The following is a 17,573-nucleotide window of genomic DNA, read 5'->3' as shown; positions in this document are numbered from 1 at the left end:
AAGTTTCCTCATATCCAATGAATGACAAGTGTGAGGACGTGTCCGTGGCGCACGAGAGTCCGTGCGCCCGGTTACGTATTACTTCCACGTGGACTCGACGAAACGCGGCAGCTCATCCGGGTACGGTGTGAACGCGAGTTCCGAGGTGTAGGCGTAGTTCATCGAGTAGTTGAACAGCGGCGCCCAGTAGGCCTGCTCGCTGATGCGCTGCAAGGCCTTGCGGTAGTTGTCCTTGCGCACTTGCGGGTCGAGGGCATTGTCGGCGGTCTGCAACCAGCCCTGGACTTGTGGGTCCTTGATATTGTCGTCCGGATTGCCCTTGAACCAGGTACCGGCCGACGCCGAGGTGTCGAGGATCGAGAACGAGCCCCAGGCCTGAAACGACATGGGCACCTTGCCGCCACGTTGCTGATCGCGCAGGGCGGCGTACTTCAAGTAGCGCAGCTTGGCGTTGATGCCCACTGCGCGCAGGTTGCCGATGATGGCTTCGACGTAATCACGGTCGCGATAAGCGAAGATTTCTGTCTCGAAGCCATTTGGGTAACCGGCTTCGGCGAGCAGCGCCTTGGCCTTGGCGGGGTCATAGTCGTAGACCGTGGCCGCAGTGGTATCGCAACCGAACTGGCCGGGATAACAGGCAACCTGCAAGGGCTTGGCTTCGCCCCCCACCAATTGCGTGGCCAGCGCATTGCGGTTGATCGCATGGTTGATGGCCTGGCGCACCTTGAGGTTCTTCATCGGTGAGTTTTCAGTGGAGGTGCCCCGTGCATCAAGAATCAGGAAACCGATGCGCATGGTTTCGCCACTGGTCACGGTCAGGTTCGGCATACCCTTGAGGTCGACCGCCTGATCCGAGGTCACACGCCAGGTCCAGTCGACACCGTCGGTCATCAACTCGGCCAGACGGGTTTCTGCATCCGGGATCACGCGGAACTTGAGGTGACTGATATGGGGCTTGCCTTGTGGGCTGTCCGGGAAGTAGTCCTTGTTGATCTCCATGGTCACGCCTTCGCCGGCCACCACCGACACGGCTTTATACGGCCCGGTGCCAATGGGCTTGCGACTGAATTCGGCCAGGCCGACCTTCTCGAAGTACTGCTTGGGAAACATCGGAACGGCGTTGGACAGGTATTCCAGTGCCGGCGGGAAAGGCTTCTTCAAATACAAGCGGACGCTGTAGTCACCGGTTTTTTCGGCGCCCTTGATCCAGTCTACGTTTTGCACGGTAACGACTTTCGCTTCGGGCGACACCACGTAGTTGAGGGTGAACACCACGTCGTCGGCGGTGAAGGCGTCGCCGTTGTGAAATTTGACGCCCTTGCGCAGCTCAAAGTCGAGGGTGGTGTCGTCGACCTGCTTCCAGCTGGTGGCCAGCATGGGTTTGTATTCGCCGCTTTTGGGATCGCGGTAGATCAGGTTGTCCCAGATCAGCCGGCCGAGAATCACGCCTTCGCGTAAATCGTTGTGATAGGGGCTGATGTTTTCAGGCTCGCTGTCGGAAGCGTAAACCAGGGTGTCGTTGGCTTTGCCGGCATGTGCCGGAAAGCTGCTGATAAGGCCCATCAGCGCGATACTGCAGGCGAAACCTTTGATGCCCATGCCGTCGTCTCCGTTGGCGAGAGTGGTTGAATCAAAGGGCAGCGAATCGCAAATGCGTAGAAGGAGGAGGAAAAGGTCGGGCGCTGTTTTTTTTGGTCTGGACACGAATGTAGGGAAGGGCTATCAATGCCACAAGCACAATATTTCGATACTTCCTTTGCCGAAAAGGCAATCCTTGGAGGCTCCGATGCAGCTGTATGGCGTGCAGTCCACGGCACTGCGCTATTTTCTTGAGGTCGCGCGATGCGGATCAATCAGCGAGGCCTCAATGCGGCTGAATGTGGCGGCATCAGCGGTGAGTCGACAAATTTCCAAGCTTGAGTTGGCCCTGGATGCCAGCCTGTTTGAGCGTCGTGCCCGCGGCATGGTGCTCAGCGAGGCGGGGGCGCGACTGGCGGCTTATGCGCGCAAGTCGCAGCTTGAGGCCGAGCAGGTGGTGCTGGAAATTACCGAGTTGCATGGCTTGCAGCGCGGTCATGTGCATGTTGCCTGTTCGGAAGGATTTGCCTTGGAATACATGCCCAGGAGCATCAGCGCGTTCAGGCGTGAGTATCAGGGCATTCATTTTACGTTGGAGGTCTGTGCGCCCGCTGAAGCGACCGAGAAGGTTCGCTCCGGTGAAGCCGACCTGGCGATGACGTTCAGCCTGACGCCGCAAAAGGAAATCAAGGTCGAGCATGTCCTGAGCGGGGCGATTTTTGCCGTGGTCTCCAATGCCCATCCCTTGGCCGGGCGGGAGTCTGTCAACCTCGCCGAGTTGCAACCCTGGCCCATTGCGTTACCCAAGGCCGACACTACGATACGGCAACTCTTCGACATCTGTTGCGGCGTCCAGGGGTTGTTGTTCGACCCGGTATTGACCACCAATTACGTTGCCGCGCTCTACAGTTTCGTCCGTGAAGAGGGAGGCATCAGCCTGGCCAGCGAAATGACCTTGCACCAACAGGTGGCGGACAAGCAGTTGCAATGCTTGCCGATCCTTGATGAAGGCATGCAGGCGCGGCGCATCGAACTGCAAAGCATGGCTGGGCGCAATCTACCGGCGGCGGTTTCGGCGTTCAGGGATTTTCTGATCGCTGAGCTGGCGAAGGCGAAGCGGCTTTGAAAAGATGAGGTTACTCCCATCTTCCACCTTGGAAGATCAGCGAGTTTTTCTGTGCTGACTGATGCTTAACGCATAGAGAACACGCTCAAGGATGAACTCCCTGGCTTCCGGATGTTTGAATGCCCTCATGAACAGCAACCTCTAGTTTGAGATTTAAAAGGTGTGCGTCTGCTATCGAGTTCTAATGCTCGGTAGTTCCTATTTCTTGAAGGCCTCAAGGTTTTCACGGAGCCAGGCGGACAGCGAACGGGGTGGGGTACCCGTGAGGTCTTCAACCGTAAAGGTTCGTTCTGTCAGTATGGAATCATGGAAGATGCGATCAAGCCCCACGAGAATCTCGGCTACAAACGGGGAGAGTCCATCGGCAACTAGCGCTGAATGCTGTGCGGCTGGAGACCGATGGGTATAGGCGACTGTGTGGCCTAACAGACTGGATAATTCCTCGGCAACTTGCGGCATTGTCCAGTTTCGCGGCCCTGTCAGGTGATACGCACGTTGTGAGCCTTCTGCTACCTCCTCCAGTAATGCTATGCGCGCCGAGTCCGCTACATCTCGAGTGTCTATCAGGTTCACACGTCCATGGCCTGCGGCGCCGGCCCAAGTGCCCGTTGCAACAGCGTTGCCAGCACGCTTGAGCACGTCCATGAACGTGGTAGGTCTCAATACGGTAGAAGCGATAGGTTGTTGACCCAGGTGGGCTTCTATCAATGAATGCCAGGCAAATGGATTGATAGGGGTCGAAGGTCCCATGACCGAAAGCTTTACGATGTGCTGCACGCCCATTTCTACGGCAGCGTCAATAAGGGCAATCTCGTTGGCGACTTGTTGGGGTGAAGTGCCGTGAGCAATGAACAGTTTCTCGACACCGGCAAGCGCTTTTCTGAGCGTTGCCGGCTGATCAAAATCCAACTCGGCAGCGACCACCCCTGGGGCAAAAGCGGTGGATGATTTTTGCCGTGTGAGCGCCAGCAGGGTGACTGGGTCTTGCGCTAACTGACTGATCAATCGCCTGCCTACGCGGCCTGTCGCGCCAGCAACGGCGATGTTCAGTGATTGCGTCCGTTTGGTCGATTGATTGAGCATGATGAAATCTTCCTATATGGTGGAACGATCAGTCCAAGTATCCTGGTCTGATCGTTCCATGTTGTCAACGGAGGATTTATGAGCGGTAAACCGCAATATGACGAAAGTGCAGTCCTGAAGGCGGCGACGGCTGTTTTCTGGCGGCATGGGTACGCAAACGCATCGGTCAGCGATCTGACTGAGGCAACGGGGTTGTCTCGATCAAGCCTGTACCAGCGGTTCCATGATAAGGATGGGCTCTTCAACGAGACGCTTCAGCTATATACCGACCGTGTATTAACGCGAATGAGATCGACCCGGGCACAGACCTCCAGGGCGAGCATAGACGCGCTGCTACGAGAGTTTCTTCCGAAGGAATTTGGCGTGGAGCGTCCGCCTGGTTGCCTGATATCTCGCAGTAACGCTGAGCAAGAAGACCTCACTGCCACAGGAAAGAAAACCGCGAATTTTGCGGCTTGTCAGCAGCGACAGATTTTTGTGGATATTTTGACTCATGGCCGGTTGGAGGGTGAGATAGGGCAGCATGTCGATTTGGATCTACTGGCTTGGTATTACTTCGGAATACTGCAGGCTGTGGTAAATCTGCCTTCAGTCGGGGCGACTAACCAGGTACTTGGCGGCCTCATTGATGTCGCGATGTCAACATGGCCTGAGAGCCAAGATAGTTCGGGTACTGAAACGATATGAGTGAGTAACCCCGATGGTAGGGGTATCTTTTCCGCAGTCGCGCCTGGGCATCTGATAAGTCTGCCCCGTGCTCAATAACGGTGAGTAGCGGTACGTGATCATACCGCTACGTCATCTAAGCCATAGGTGCCGATTTATAAAGCGTAACCGAATGTCCTGGCATGGTTGGTTGGTGTTTGACGGTTACTCTGCCCATGGCCGCATGGCCGCATGGCCGCATGGCCGCATGGCCGGCAGCAGGCATGTCACACCGCCCGGCGAAAGCCGACGATCGCTTTGGTTTCGAGAAAATCGCCGAACGCAACTTCTCCCCATTCACGACCGTTACCCGACTGCTTGTATCCCCCGAACGGGGCCGCCAAATCCATGTCGGCATAATTGAGCGTGACTTGTCCGGCCCGAAGTTTACGCGCCACTGCCTCGGCGGCTGCATGTTCGCCTTGAACATAAGCGGCAAGGCCGAATACGGTGTCATTGGCGATCGCCACGGCGTCGGCTTCATCGGCATAACCGATGATGACAAGCACCGGGCCGAAGATCTCCTCGCGGGCGATAGTCATGTCATTCGTCACGTTGGAGAAGACGGTCGGCTGCACATAGAAACCGGTGTCGAGCCCTTCGGGTCGGCCGAGACCACCTGTTATCAGCGTTGCACCTTCTTCGATGCCGACCTGGATCAGGTTCTGGATCTTGCGCCACTGTGCCTCGGAGGCGACCGGACCCATTTTCGCGTTACTTGCCGGGTGTCCGACAACCCACTGCGCTGCCGCCGTGCGCGCGAGATTGGCTACCTCATCCATTCGTGTAAATGGAACAAGCATCCGTGACGGCGCATTACATGATTGACCGCTGTTGAGCATCATTTGAGCCACGCCTGCCGCCACGGCTGACGGAAAATCGGCACTCGGCAAAAGAATGTTCGGCGACTTTCCACCCAGTTCCTGGTGTACGCGTTTCACCGTCAGTGCAGCATTGCGTGCTACCTGGATGCCGGCGGGGGTGGATCCAGTAAACGAGACGAGATCGACTTCAGGATGGCCCGTCAGTGCGTCGCCAACACCTTTGCCGTCTCCATGTACCAGATTAAAAACACCGGCTGGTACACCGGCATCATGCATGATTTCGGTAAAGATCGTCGCCGAGAAGGGCGACACTTCAGAAGGCTTCACCACCATCGTGCAGCCTGTCGCCAACGCTGCGGCCACCTTGCAGGTCAACTGGTTGAGCGGCCAATTCCATGGCGTGATCAACGCACAAACGCCAATCGGCTCGCGTACGATCTCAGTGGTGCCCATCTCGTGTTCGAAACTGTATTTGGCTAACGCGGCGCGAGCGATTTGAATGTGGGCCAGGCCGGCCGTGACTTGCAATTGCTCGGCAAGCCATAGCGGTGCGCCCATTTCGTCGGACACTGCTGTCGCAAGATCCTGTGCGCGCAACTGGTAGGCCGCGATGATTCGATCAAAGAGTGCAAGACGCTCCTCAACCGATATTTGCGAGAACGTCTGGAAGGCGGCTCTTGCCGCCGCGACCGCTTTATCGACATCGAGGGGGCCGCCGAGCGCAACCTGGCCGGCAACCGTTTCGTCAGCCGGATTAATGACATCCATTACGATATTGCCAGCGGGCTCCACCCACGAGCCATCGATGTAAAACTGAAGATTTTCGCGCATTTTAGTCCTCGTCATATTGGGCTTTCCAAAACAGGTCAGGCCGTTGGGATCAGCGCTGCCGCGTCGATATCGAAGGCGCTTGGCCAATCGTCGAGAGTCGCAGAGAGGCGTTGATCAAAGGTCGCAATAAGGCATCGAAATGCGGCCATCTTGGGCGACCCTTACAAGGTATACGCGATAAACCTGGAGTCAATTAGGCACTTAAAGTAGCGTTGGTAGGTTCAGGGATACCGCGGGCAAACCTGCGAAGGCATTCACTCCGCCAGGCTTACCTGCGCGGCCTCGTCAAACTTCAACCGGGCCGTTTCAACCTCAGGCAATTTGTCGAGCGTCCATTTATGCAATTCGCGAAATGGCTGCTGCAGTGTTCGACCCAGTTGGGTGATCTCATACTGGACTGCCACGGGCGAAAACGAGATGACCTGGCGCGAGACAAGACCATTTCGTTCCAGTCGCCGCAGGCACTGTGTCAGGGCCTTCTGAGTGACGCCCTCGAGGCGACGCTTGATGGCGTTAAAGCGATGCGGCCCGTCATCAAGTACCGCCAGAACCATCATCGACCACTTGTCTGCGATTTGGTCGAACAGCGCCCGGCTTGGGCACTCCGACGAAAAACATTGCGGCTTTAATTCCAGCATCGAAGTTTCCTCATGTATACCTAGGCGATTCTAGGTGCCTAATTGACATTTAGTTTACAAAATATACTTATATGGTTTCCAAAAGCAAATGGAGTCCATCCAATGTCAAACCCAGATACCAGCGTTTTATTTCGTCCTCTTTCCATCCGCTCGCTTGAACTGAAAAACCGGATTGTCATGTCGCCGATGACCAGGCAATTTTCCCCAGAGGGCATCCCTGGTGAAGGTAGCGCTGCCTACTACCGGCGGCGGGCTGAGGGTCGGGTCGGATTGATTTTGTCAGAAGGCACCGTCATTAATCGTCCCGCTTCACGTAACGGTCCCGGTATTCCTTTTTTTCACGGTGAAGCAGCGCTGGCCGGATGGAAGAACGTGATCGATTCTGTTCACGCTGCCGGGGGCCGTATGGGGCCGCAACTCTGGCACACCGGCGCAGTGCGTGACGTCAGCGGCTGGGAGCCTGATGCGCCGGTTGAAAGCCCGTCTGGCCTCGATTCGCCAAACGTCCCTCGCGGTGTGGCGATGAGCGAGGAGGATATTGCAGACGCAGTTGCTGCGTTCGCCCAGGCGGCGGCGGATGCCAGGCGCCTGGGTTTCGACACCGTTGAGATCCATGGGGCGCATGGTTATTTGATCGATCAGTTCTTCTGGGCCGGCACCAATCTGCGCACCGATCGTTATGGCGGACCGACGATCAAAGAGCGCTCCCGTTTTGCCGCTGAGATCGTGTCTGCTGTGCGTCATGCGGTCGGGCCCGAATTCCCCATCATCATGCGCGTCAGTCAATGGAAGCAGCAGGACTTCGGGGTGCGCCTCGCCGAGACGCCTGCACTGATGGAAGACTGGCTGCTGCCGCTGGTTGAAGCGGGTGTGGATGTTCTGCATTGCTCGCAGCGACGCTTCTGGGACCCTGAGTTCCCCGAAATTGATGGTGAGAACGGGCTGAACTGCGCGGGCTGGGTGAAGAAAGTCACTGGCGCCACGACCATCAGCGTCGGTTCGGTCGGGCTGGATAATGATGTTACTCACGCATTCGCCGGCAAGGGATCGACCCCTGCGAGCCTGGATCGGCTTGTCGAGCGAATGGAGCGCGAAGAGTTTGATCTGATCGCAGTAGGGCGTGTTCTGCTGAGTGACAAGGATTGGGTCGCCAAAGTGGAAAAAGGCGATTACGCAGATCTGAAGGGCTTCAATCCGGCCTCTTTAGCCGAATTGGTTTAAGCCTTGGACCGGATTTCGGGCATCTACGTGCGAGTCGTAGAGGCCCGGAGTCCGGGTGATACGGCGTCGCCACGGATGATGCCGAGCGATCTGGCAAGCGGTGGCGACCTGTCATGGGAAGGGGTGTTCAAGTATACCAGGTAGGGATTCAGTGCCTGATTGAAGCCAGGTATACAGCCTATATCATTGGTTTCTTTAACCATCGCCTCTACTGGAAGTTTGGAAGCGAGAAACAGGATTGATCATGACACCTATAAGCCAATCAGTGACGCCCATGAAAAACAACGTCACGCGGTTTACCTGCAATGGGTGTGGAACTTGCTGTAAAGAACGTCTTATCCCTCTGACGCTTCAAGAGGCCGAGGAATGGTTAAATCGCGGTGGTAACGTCGCAGTCATACTCGAAGCTTTCGACACATCAGTCTTCCCGTTGCCAGGGCACTACAACCACAGCGTGCAACGCGCGGTCGATGTGGCCAGTGGAGAGGCACGTATTCAGGTCATTGCCATTTTTGCGGGTAACGCACTGACCCAGTGTCCAAGTCTAGGGGAGGATAATCGCTGCACGATCTATGAAGATCGACCGCTGGTGTGTCGAATCTATCCGATGGAAATCAATCCATTTCTAACCCTGCGCCCCGAAGAAAAGGTCTGCCCGCCGGAAGTCTGGGAGTCGGGAGAGGTACTATGGTCTGACCGTGTAGTTGATCCTGTCCTGGAGGATCAGATTCAACGCTCCCGGCAGGCTGACCGCGACGATGCCAAGGCAAAAGTTTCAGTCTGCGCGGCGCTGGGGATAAGTGTTGCCGCTTGGAAAGGCAACGCGCTGGCTGTTTACTTAGCCGACCGTGCGCAATTGCAGCAGGCCATCAGTCTCGTTCGCGCGGGAGGCGACGTACCGGCCAATGTGTCCTGGAAAGTCCGCGTCGATGATGCAGACCTTCACACTCGTCTGCAGGGGGCAGGTGTTGAACTGGATCTTCGTGCACAGACTGAATACATCTTTCACTCGCTTTAGTCGGAGAGCTCAGTGCTTTGCCCGCTCCAGGGCGTGTGGATACCTTGGTCGTCGCTGACTCGCTTATTGCAGCGGCCCCACCACTTGCCGATAACGTTCTTCCCCCTGTGGTGTCTGGCGGGTCAGGCTGATTTCCAGGCCGATGGGATCGGCTTTACGGTTGCCGGCCAGCTGACGCCAGCCTTGGCCCGGTTCCCAGATGCGCACTTGCAGGTCGCTGACACCGGATAAGACGGCCACTGCTTTTTTGGGCGCAGGTAACGGGTATCGATCACTGGCTGCGGATGTGGCGCGGTACAGCGTGTCACCCTCCAGCCACCAGCGCACCCGTTGCAGACCGTTTTCGGGAAGGGCTGCGTTACGAATCACGTTCAGTTGAAAATCATGCTGGTCGGAGCTGCGAACGCTGATTGCGGCGAGACCGTCGGGCTGTTCGTCATCGTTCAAGGCTGGCGTTCTCAGTTCAACGCTGGCGCGCAGGGCCAGGTCGCGGTCCAGCTGGTTGAGTGTGCGCAACAACGCTTCGGTTTGTTCAGTGCTGGCCTGCAGATGGCTGTCGGCACGGCTCACGCTGTCGAGGCCGCGCCAGGCAATCAGGCTGACAATGGCCATCAGCATGATCGCCACCATGACTTCGATGAGGGTAAAGCCGCGCTGGTGAGTTTTCATGGTGCATTTGCCACGCGTATCTGGCCGGTCGCCGTGCGTTGAATGTCGAGGCGGTGCTGGCCATCCGAAAGCTGCAGTTGCAAGGGCGAGGCAAACCATTCGGCATTCAGCACCACCGATTGCCTGGGGGTTACCCGCACGCTCATCGAGGGGGTTTCCCAGGCACGGGGACGCAGTTGCGGGTCGCTCATGAAGTGATCCCAGCCCTGGCCAGACTCGTGGCGCCGACTGAAGCGAAACCCTTTAGTGTCGGCCCGCCACGTGATGGGGCGGCCGTCGGCCCGGGCTTCGGCCTGGGCGATCTGCAGCATCTGGACCACGCGGTTGGCGTCCTTGCGCAGCAATTGCAACGGGTCGGGTTTGATGCTCAGGCTGATCGCCGCCGAGGCGATGCCGATGATCACCAGCACCACCATTAATTCGATCAGGGTGAAGCCTTGTTGATTGGCCTTGGTCATGACACAACGCTCCTTCGTCGTGGGTCTCTCCTGTAGACTGCCCGGCAGGACAACAAGGAGGTTTTGTCTTGGTCGCTATTTTTCGTTTGACCGCGCCGCGAGTGGTGCAGGCAGTGGCATTGGCCACGGCGCTCGCGGGGGTGCTGGTCTGGTCCTCCGTGTTGCTGACATCGGCCGAGTCCCAGGTGCCGCCGGTCGAGCCGCCGGTTTTGGCCGCTCGCCCGGATACCCCTGCGTTGCAGTGGTTTTCCAACCAGCCGGCGGTGGTGGACATCAAGGTCTCCGGCCTGATGGCCGGCGCGCGCGGGGCGGTGGCGATCCTGAGCCTGAACGAGGGGCCGCCGCGCAGTTTTCGGGTGGGCGAGTCATTGGCCCAGGGTGTGCGCCTGGCGGCGATCGAGGGCGATGCAGTAGTGATTGAGCGGGGCACGCAGCACACCCGCATCAAGGTCAGCACGCTGCCGGACTCGGTGGTGCTACCGCGCTTGACCCGACCCTGAACGCTCATTGGGGCGTTGCCTTCGGCGGGTTGAGCAGCGTTTCCACCCGCGCCAGCGGCGGCGCCTCGCGCTTGCGCTCCGACACCAGCAGGGTGACGCGCATCAGGCGTCCATCGGCGCTCGGTGCGATGCTCTGTTCGCAACGCAACAGCAAGCGGCCCTGATCACAGTCAAACGCTTTGTGTCCCCTGGGCAGGCGTCCCTCCAGGCGCAGTTCGGCGAGCCTGCCCTGGGCCGACAGCAGCGCCATCGAGCGGTCGCGCAGCAACCCATTGCTCTGGGTCATCAAGCCTGCAACGCGGACCGCCGCCGCCATCGCCACGGCAATGATCGCCAAGGCCACGAGCACCTCGATCAATGTAAAACCCTGCTCCTTGCGCGACAGCTCCATGGGTCACTCTTGGCGTAAAAACACGCCGTAGAGTAGCACTCAGGGAGCCGCGGGCAGCGGCCAATTATTTTTGCTATCCAGATAGTTAGTTTTGTTACACTGCGCGCCGAATTAGGATCGAGCCAAGGATGGTGGATATGGATTTCGCGCGCATCAAATATGGGCCTCGCGCCCGCCACGCTCAGCAAGGGTTCACGCTGATCGAGATCATGGTGGTGGTGGTCATCCTCGGCATTCTGGCGGCGATTGTCGTGCCTAAAGTGCTGGACCGTCCGGACCAGGCCAGGGCGATTGCGGCCAAGCAGGACGTCGCCGGCCTGATGCAGGCGCTCAAGCTTTATCGCCTCGACCACGGCACCTATCCCAACATGAACCAGGGCCTCAAGGTACTGGTCGAGCGCCCGGCAGATGCAAAAAATACCAACTGGCGTTCTTACCTGGAGCGCCTGCCCAACGACCCCTGGGGCCGTCCTTACCATTACTTGAATCCCGGCGCGAACGGCGAAGTCGACATCTTCTCCCTCGGTGCCGACGGACAGCCTGATGGCGACGGTGTGAATGCCGATATCGGATCCTGGCAGCTCTAAGCGCGGCCATGAAATCACACTCGCCCACCGGGGCGAAACAGCGCGGCATGGCGATTATCAGCGCGATGCTGATCGCGGCGGTGGTCGCTGTGTTCGCCGCCGGCATGCTCACCCGCCAGAGCGTTTTTACCCGTTCGCTTGAGGCCGAGCAGGCGCGAGTGCAGGGCAGTGCATCACTGCTGGGCGGCCTGGAAGTCAGCCGGCGATTGCTCCGGGACGCCCGCGAGCAGGATGTGCTGACGCGGCTTGACCAGCCATGGGCCCGGCCGATCAACACCGCTCAGGACGGCGAATTCGAAGGCCGCCTTGAGGACCTGCAAGGCAAGTTCAACCTGCGCAATTTAATCGCCCAAGAGTCTGTTGATCTCGGGCAGATGCGCAGCTTTGAGCGGTTGTGCGAGATGATCGGTGTCGAGGCCCGCCTGGCGCAGCGCATCAGCCAACGCGTGATTGCAGCCTACCCACATAGGCCGGTTGCCTCAACAGTGGGGCAGCCACCCCCGCCATTACCCGCCACCCAGCCGATGCTGCGCAGTCTTGATCAATTACGCGGTATCGAAGGCCTCAATGAGCGGGTCCTGGCGCGGCTCGAGCGTTACGTCAGCATTCTTCCGGTCAACACCTGGGTCAACGGCAATACGGCCAGCGCTGAGGTGCTGGCCGCGGTGGTGCCGGGTTTGTCCTGGGCGCAGGCCAAGGCGTTGGTCGCCGAGCGCGATCGCGGCCAGTGGTTTATCAACCGCGGTGACTTCGTTAACCGTGCGCGATTGCCCAACTTGAACGTGGATCACCTCAACGTCGGGATCACCAGTGAGTGGTTCCTGCTCCAGGGGCAGGCCCGCCGCAATCAGCGCCGTGTGCACCTGGCTGCGCTGCTGCATCGTCCGGAAGACGCAATGCCCAGGGTGATCTGGTCGAGGCTGGGCGTATGACGCGCCTGCGCCTTGCCTTGCCGCCGCTGGAGTCCTTGACGTCGGACACCGAGCTTGAGTTCGCGCAACTGGACCGCAAGGGGCACGTCAGCCATACCGGCATCAGCACCCTTGGCCAGCTGGGACAACGGGTCAAGTCTCAGGCCGTCGAGTGTTTCCTTCACCCCATGGACACGGTACTTACTCGCATCGAGCTACCGCCGCTGTCAGCGTCCCGTATCGATGCGGCGGTTACCTGCGCTGCGCAGGCGTTGATCCTGGGGCCCAGCGAGCAGATGCATGTGGCGCACAGCGCTCGCGATACCGATGGACAGGTGCACCTGAGCTGGCTGCCCAAGGCTGTACTGGATCGCCTCGGTCAGTTGCTTGGCCTGCACGGATTGAAGCTGGGCGGCCTGTATCCGGCGCCTTACCGCTTAGCCGTGCCAGCGGCCGGGCAGGTCAATGGGTGTGTGGTAGAGGGCCAGTTGCTGCTGCGTTTCAGCCTCGCCCATGGGGCGGTGGAACCGTTGGTTGAGGACCGCCTGGAAGCGCTCGCCGCCACCGGCGAAAGTGTGCTGTGGCCCGTGGACCACCAGTGCTGGAACGGCGCTGCCCCTGGCTGGGGATTGCACGCCGGGGTCGGCCGGCGCACTGCACCGGCGGCCGGTTGGGGGCGGGCGTTGGGCTGTTGTGCGTTGGCCGTGGGTGTCTGGGTGGCCGGGCTCAACCTTTACGCCGCCCGCGAAGTTGCGCAAGGGCAGCAGCTCAAGCAGCAGATGAGCCAGCGCGTGAAGCACGCATTTCCCGAGTTGCCGGTGATTCTCAACCCTCTGCAACAGGCTCGCCAGCAGTTGGCGATCCGGCAAGGGGGCGGGCCCGCGCAGCTCAATCACGACTTTGCTTACCTGGTGCAGCAAGCCGCCATGGCGCTGCCGTTCATGGCTGGCAGCGTCCAGCAGCTGACCTTCAGCGAGCGCCAGTTGCAGCTGCAGATGACCGCCGAAGCCACTCCCGCTGCCGACGGCGCTGTACAGGCTGCGCTGAGCCAGGCGGGACTTTCCGCCCACCGCAACGAGCGCATCTGGACGCTGAGTGCGATGGCCGAACCCGCGTCGGGAGAGGGTGATTCCAGCGTGGAAAACGACGATGAATAATCCGCGGCTGATGGCCTTCAACGGACGCTGGAAAGCGTTGGCTCCGCGGGAAAAAACCATGCTCAGCGGTGCGGCGGTTTTTCTCGCCGGCCTGTTGGTCTGGCTGTCGCTGATCCAGCCAGCGCTTAAGAACATTGACTATTGGCAAGTCGAAACCCCGAAGCTGCGCGCCCAGAGCCAGGCACTGGCGCTGTTGCTTCGCGAGGTCACCACGCCTGTCGGGCTGGACCTTGAGCACTCATTGCGGCAATCTCTCGACGCCGCCGGCCTGGCGGGACACTACCGGTTGCAGGCCCAGGATCTGTCCTGGCAACTGACACTGGACGCGGCCCCCGCCGATGCGGTGCTCGGCTGGTTATTGAGTGACCCAAGGCAATTTTCGCTGGACGTGGTGGAGGCCCGTTTGCAACGCGCCGGCGAAGCCTCGGCCGACAACACGGCAGGCACTCTCACAGGAACCGTCCGTATGGATCGGATGCACGGCGCTAAGGAAGCATCATGAAGTGGTCAGGTTCCCATTATGTACGCACGGCTGCGCCGTTTCTGTTGCTCGCACTGGGGGCGTGCAGCGCGCAGCCCACGGCGGATTTACCCCAGGACAGTGAGCTCGGCCTGCCCCTGGCCACCACCCAGCGCAGCGGCGATGCCTTGGTAGACCGGCAGCGTGCGCAAGTGCAAATCGAACGGCAGTCGCGGCCCTTGCACAAGGTTACCCACCCCGCACGTGGCGGCGGTGCCGGTCACAGCGGCGTGGCGCCGAACAAACCCTTGGGCGATCAACCGGTCACGCTGAATTTCGTCGAAGCCGACATTCAAGCCGTGGTGCGGGCGTTGTCCCGTGCGACGGGGCAGCAGTTCCTGGTCGACCCGCGTGTCAAGGGCTCCCTCACGCTGGTTTCCGAAGGGCAGGTGCCGGCGCATCAGGCCTACGACATGCTGCTGGCGGCATTGCGCATGCAGGGCTTCAGCGTGGTGGATGTGGGAGGTATCGCGCACGTGGTGCCCGAGGCCGATGCCAAGCTGCTCGGCGGGCCGATCTACAGTGCCGACAAGCCGGGCGGCAGCGGCATGCTCACGCGCACCTTCCGCCTGCAATACGAAAACGCGGTGAATCTGATCCCGGTGCTGCGCCCGATCGTTTCGCCGAACAACCCGATCAACGCCTATCCGGGCAACAACACCATCGTTGTCACCGACTACGCCGAGAACCTGGCGCGGGTGGCGCAGCTTATCGACGGTATCGATACCCCGAGCGCCATCGACACCGACGTGGTGCAGGTTCAAAACGGGATCGCCGTGGATATCGCCGAGATGGTCTCGCAACTGCTGGAGCAGCCGGGCAGCGATCCGACGCAGAAAATCACGGTGGTGGGCGACCCGCGCTCCAACGCGATCGTGATTCGTGCCGGCAGCCCGGAGCGGACCGAGTTGGCGCGTAACCTGATCTACAAGCTGGATAACGCCCAAGCCAACCCAAGCAATTTGCACGTGGTGTACCTGCGCAACGCCCAGGCCGCGAAACTGGCGCAGTCGTTACGCGGTTTGCTGACCGGTGAAAGCGACAGCGGTGGCGGTGACAATGCGCGGTCGGCCCTCAGCACAATGGGTGCCAATATCTCCGGCAGCCAGACCGGGCAGGGCAGTGGCCAAGGCAGTACCACCAGCGCCAATGAGTCGGCGCAGACGACCGGCAGCTCGAGCAGCCAGCCCGGCGGGCAAACGAGTGAGCAAAACGTCGCCTTCACCGCCGGTGGCGTGACCCTCCAGGCCGACTCGACCACCAACACCTTGCTGATTTCTGCCCCGGAGCCGCTGTACCGCAACCTGCGTGAAGTCATCGACATGCTCGACCAGCGCCGCGCCCAAGTGGTGATTGAAAGCCTTATCGTTGAAGTCGGCGAGGACGATGCCAATGAGTTCGGCGTGCAGTGGCAGAGCGGCGACCTGGCCGGCAAAGGCGTGATCGGCGGGACTAACCTGGGTGGTGCGGGGTTCAACCTGAATGGCAAGACCAGCGTTGATGTGCTGCCTGGCGGGCTCAGCCTCGGCTTCATCAACGGTACTGTGGATGTGCCCGGCATTGGCAAGGTCATGGACCTCAAGGTGTTGGCCCGCGCGCTTAAAAGCAAAGGCGGCAGCAACGTCCTGTCGACGCCGAACCTGCTGACCCTGGATAACGAGGCGGCCAGTATTTTTGTGGGCCAGACTATTCCGTTTGTCAGTGGCAGCTACGTGACCGGTGGCGGCGGTACCAGCAATAATCCGTTCCAGACGGTCACCCGTGAAGAGGTCGGCTTGAAGCTGAATGTGCGCCCACAAATCTCCGAGGGTGGCACGGTCAAACTCGATATTTACCAGGAAGTCAGCAGCATCGATGAGCGCGCGTCCAGCAGCGCCGCGTCGGCCGGCATCGTTACCAACAAGCGCGCGATCGACACCAGTATTTTGCTCGACGACGGGCAGATCATGGTCCTCGGTGGCCTGCTCCAGGACGGTTACAGCCAGAGCAATGAAGCCGTGCCGTGGCTGTCGAGCATTCCGGGGCTGGGTGTGCTGTTTCGCAATGAGCGCCGGGCGGTCACCAAGACCAACCTGATGGTGTTCCTGCGCCCGTATATCATCCGCGACAGTGGTGCCGGACGCGCGATCACCCTGAACCGCTATGACTACATGCGCCGTGCCCAGGGCCATTCCCAGCCAGAACACAGCTGGGCGATGCCGGATGTGCAGGCGCCGCAGTTGCCGGTGGTGGAGAAGGGGATTCCGGGCGGGCAGCAGCAGGGGCCGAGGGCGGTGATTCGGGCGGTGCCTGTAGGTGCACGACCGTGAGCCTGCTCTACGCAGGACCAAATCTGTATTCCTGTGGGAGAGGGGTATGAGTCTGTTGCCCTACGCCTGGGCCAAATCCCAACGCATCCTCCTGCGCCCCGGCGCCGACGGCATGCTGCTCACCGTCTGCCCCTCCACCCCCGGTTGGTCCATCAGCGAAGTACGGCGCCAGTTCGGCCAGGCCCACCTCGAGCAGGTACGCGACGACGAACTCGATGGCCTCCTCGCCAGTGCTTATGCCGATACGGGCAGCGCCGCCGCCGTGGTGGGAGCGGCGGAAAACGAGGTCGACCTTGACCGCCTGATGCAGGACATGCCCGAGATCACCGACCTGCTCGACACCCAGGACGGCGCGCCGGTGATCCGCATGATCAACGCCTTGCTTACCCAGGCCGCGCGGGACGAGGCCAGTGATATCCATATCGAGCCCTATGAAACCCACTCCGTGGTGCGCTACCGCGTCGACGGCACCTTGCGGGATGTGGTGTCGCCGCGCAAGGCGCTGCATGGTGCGCTGGTGTCGCGGATCAAGATCATGGCCCAGCTCGATATCGCCGAAAAACGCCTGCCCCAGGACGGTCGTATCGCCTTGCGCGTGGCGGGTCGGCCGATTGATATTCGTGTGTCGACCGTGCCCACCGGGCATGGCGAGCGCGTGGTGATGCGCTTGCTCGACAAGCAGGCCGGGCGGCTGCAACTGGAGACCCTGGGCATGGAGCCGCAGCTGCTGGCGCGCCTCGACACCTTGATCCGCCAGCCCCATGGCATCGTGCTGGTCACCGGGCCTACGGGCAGCGGCAAGACCACCAGCCTGTACGCCGCCCTGGCGCGGCTGGATGCGAGCACCAGCAATATCCTCACCGTGGAGGACCCGGTGGAATACGACCTGCCGGGCATCAGCCAGATCCAGGTCAACGCCAAGATCGATATGACTTTCGGCCTGGCCCTGCGGGCGATCCTGCGCCAGGACCCGGACATCATCATGATCGGTGAAATCCGCGACCTGGAGACCGCGCAAATCGCGGTGCAGGCCTCGCTCACCGGGCA

At 60.1% G+C, this 17,573-nt stretch carries 18 protein-coding genes; 11 read left to right on the top strand and 7 right to left on the bottom strand.

All coding sequences use genetic code 11. The features are described from left to right. Positions 1 to 78: 78 nt before the first annotated feature. Entirely contained in the window at positions 79 to 1,599 is a 1,521-nt protein-coding gene (locus tag FX984_RS19955) for an ABC transporter substrate-binding protein (RefSeq protein WP_027603430.1), read from the bottom strand. A 187-nt stretch (positions 1,600 to 1,786) separates the two neighbouring features. On the opposite strand from FX984_RS19955, the gene FX984_RS19950 reads away from it, so the two are divergent. Further along, positions 1,787 to 2,704, top strand: coding sequence for a LysR substrate-binding domain-containing protein (locus FX984_RS19950; RefSeq protein WP_027603431.1), 918 nt, complete (start codon positions 1,787 to 1,789; stop codon positions 2,702 to 2,704). A gap of 198 nt (positions 2,705 to 2,902) precedes the next feature. Here the strand turns inward: FX984_RS19950 and FX984_RS19940 are convergent, their stop codons facing one another. Continuing rightward, positions 2,903 to 3,787, bottom strand: a complete 885-nt coding sequence (locus FX984_RS19940; RefSeq protein WP_146477480.1) for an NmrA family NAD(P)-binding protein — start codon at positions 3,785 to 3,787, stop codon at positions 2,903 to 2,905. Positions 3,788 to 3,865: 78 nt separating this feature from the next. Here FX984_RS19940 and FX984_RS19935 point away from each other — a divergent pair, with 78 nt between their 5' ends. Then, entirely contained in the window at positions 3,866 to 4,474 is a 609-nt protein-coding gene (locus FX984_RS19935; protein ID WP_146477482.1) for a TetR/AcrR family transcriptional regulator, read from the top strand. Between the two features lie 245 nt (positions 4,475 to 4,719). Here the strand turns inward: FX984_RS19935 and FX984_RS19930 are convergent, their stop codons facing one another. Both FX984_RS19930 and FX984_RS19925 read right to left on the bottom strand, forming a co-directional pair. Continuing rightward, positions 4,720 to 6,147, bottom strand: coding sequence for an aldehyde dehydrogenase family protein (locus FX984_RS19930; protein ID WP_027603434.1), 1,428 nt, complete (start codon positions 6,145 to 6,147; stop codon positions 4,720 to 4,722). A gap of 254 nt (positions 6,148 to 6,401) precedes the next feature. Continuing rightward, a complete protein-coding gene (locus tag FX984_RS19925) occupies positions 6,402 to 6,785 on the bottom strand; it encodes a winged helix-turn-helix transcriptional regulator (RefSeq protein WP_027603435.1) in 384 nt (127 codons plus the stop codon). A gap of 102 nt (positions 6,786 to 6,887) precedes the next feature. On the opposite strand from FX984_RS19925, the gene FX984_RS19920 reads away from it, so the two are divergent. Continuing rightward, positions 6,888 to 8,006: an NADH:flavin oxidoreductase gene (locus tag FX984_RS19920; RefSeq protein WP_146477483.1), complete on the top strand. Its 1,119-nt coding sequence runs from the start codon at positions 6,888 to 6,890 to the stop codon at positions 8,004 to 8,006. Positions 8,007 to 8,280: 274 nt separating this feature from the next. Next, positions 8,281 to 9,024, top strand: coding sequence for a YkgJ family cysteine cluster protein (locus FX984_RS19915; RefSeq protein WP_027603437.1), 744 nt, complete (start codon positions 8,281 to 8,283; stop codon positions 9,022 to 9,024). A 63-nt stretch (positions 9,025 to 9,087) separates the two neighbouring features. On the opposite strand, the gene gspJ is transcribed toward FX984_RS19915, so the two are convergent. Both gspJ and gspH read right to left on the bottom strand, forming a co-directional pair. Then, a complete protein-coding gene (gene gspJ, locus FX984_RS19910) occupies positions 9,088 to 9,693 on the bottom strand; it encodes a type II secretion system minor pseudopilin GspJ (protein ID WP_027603438.1) in 606 nt (201 codons plus the stop codon). Next, positions 9,690 to 10,151: a type II secretion system minor pseudopilin GspH gene (gspH, locus tag FX984_RS19905; protein WP_027603439.1), complete on the bottom strand. Its 462-nt coding sequence runs from the start codon at positions 10,149 to 10,151 to the stop codon at positions 9,690 to 9,692. Before gspH ends, gspJ begins: the two co-directional genes overlap by 4 nt. 68 nt (positions 10,152 to 10,219) lie before the next feature. Here gspH and FX984_RS19900 point away from each other — a divergent pair, with 68 nt between their 5' ends. After that, entirely contained in the window at positions 10,220 to 10,651 is a 432-nt protein-coding gene (locus FX984_RS19900) for a type II secretion system protein N (protein ID WP_027603440.1), read from the top strand. 4 nt (positions 10,652 to 10,655) lie between these two features. On the opposite strand, the gene gspI is transcribed toward FX984_RS19900, so the two are convergent. Then, complete coding sequence (gene gspI / locus FX984_RS19895) at positions 10,656 to 11,042, bottom strand: type II secretion system minor pseudopilin GspI (protein ID WP_027603441.1); 387 nt, start codon at positions 11,040 to 11,042, stop codon at positions 10,656 to 10,658. A 137-nt stretch (positions 11,043 to 11,179) separates the two neighbouring features. On the opposite strand from gspI, the gene gspG reads away from it, so the two are divergent. The 6 genes from gspG to FX984_RS19865 all read left to right on the top strand — a co-directional run. Beyond that, the gene (gene gspG, locus FX984_RS19890) at positions 11,180 to 11,629 is read left to right on the top strand and encodes a type II secretion system major pseudopilin GspG (RefSeq protein ID WP_027603442.1); all 450 of its coding nucleotides are present in this window, start codon (positions 11,180 to 11,182) and stop codon (positions 11,627 to 11,629) included. Positions 11,630 to 11,637: 8 nt separating this feature from the next. After that, a complete protein-coding gene (gene gspK / locus FX984_RS19885) occupies positions 11,638 to 12,561 on the top strand; it encodes a type II secretion system minor pseudopilin GspK (RefSeq protein ID WP_027603443.1) in 924 nt (307 codons plus the stop codon). After that, complete coding sequence (gspL, locus tag FX984_RS19880; protein WP_146477485.1) at positions 12,558 to 13,697, top strand: type II secretion system protein GspL; 1,140 nt, start codon at positions 12,558 to 12,560, stop codon at positions 13,695 to 13,697. The genes gspK and gspL overlap by 4 nt, the downstream gene beginning before the upstream one ends. After that, on the top strand, positions 13,690 to 14,199 hold the full coding sequence (locus FX984_RS19875; RefSeq protein ID WP_146477488.1) for a type II secretion system protein M: 510 nt from the start codon (positions 13,690 to 13,692) through the stop codon (positions 14,197 to 14,199). The genes gspL and FX984_RS19875 overlap by 8 nt, the downstream gene beginning before the upstream one ends. Further along, positions 14,196 to 16,526, top strand: a complete 2,331-nt coding sequence (gspD, locus tag FX984_RS19870; RefSeq protein ID WP_146477490.1) for a type II secretion system secretin GspD — start codon at positions 14,196 to 14,198, stop codon at positions 16,524 to 16,526. Before FX984_RS19875 ends, gspD begins: the two co-directional genes overlap by 4 nt. 46 nt (positions 16,527 to 16,572) lie before the next feature. Continuing rightward, positions 16,573 to 17,573: GspE/PulE family protein (locus tag FX984_RS19865; protein WP_154905357.1), on the top strand; the 1,001-nt coding region annotated here is incomplete at its 3' end.

Origin of the sequence: Pseudomonas marginalis (assembly GCF_008692035.1) — a bacterium.
Classification (GTDB): domain Bacteria; phylum Pseudomonadota; class Gammaproteobacteria; order Pseudomonadales; family Pseudomonadaceae; genus Aquipseudomonas; species Aquipseudomonas marginalis.
This window is presented reverse-complemented; position numbering and strand designations above follow the sequence as displayed.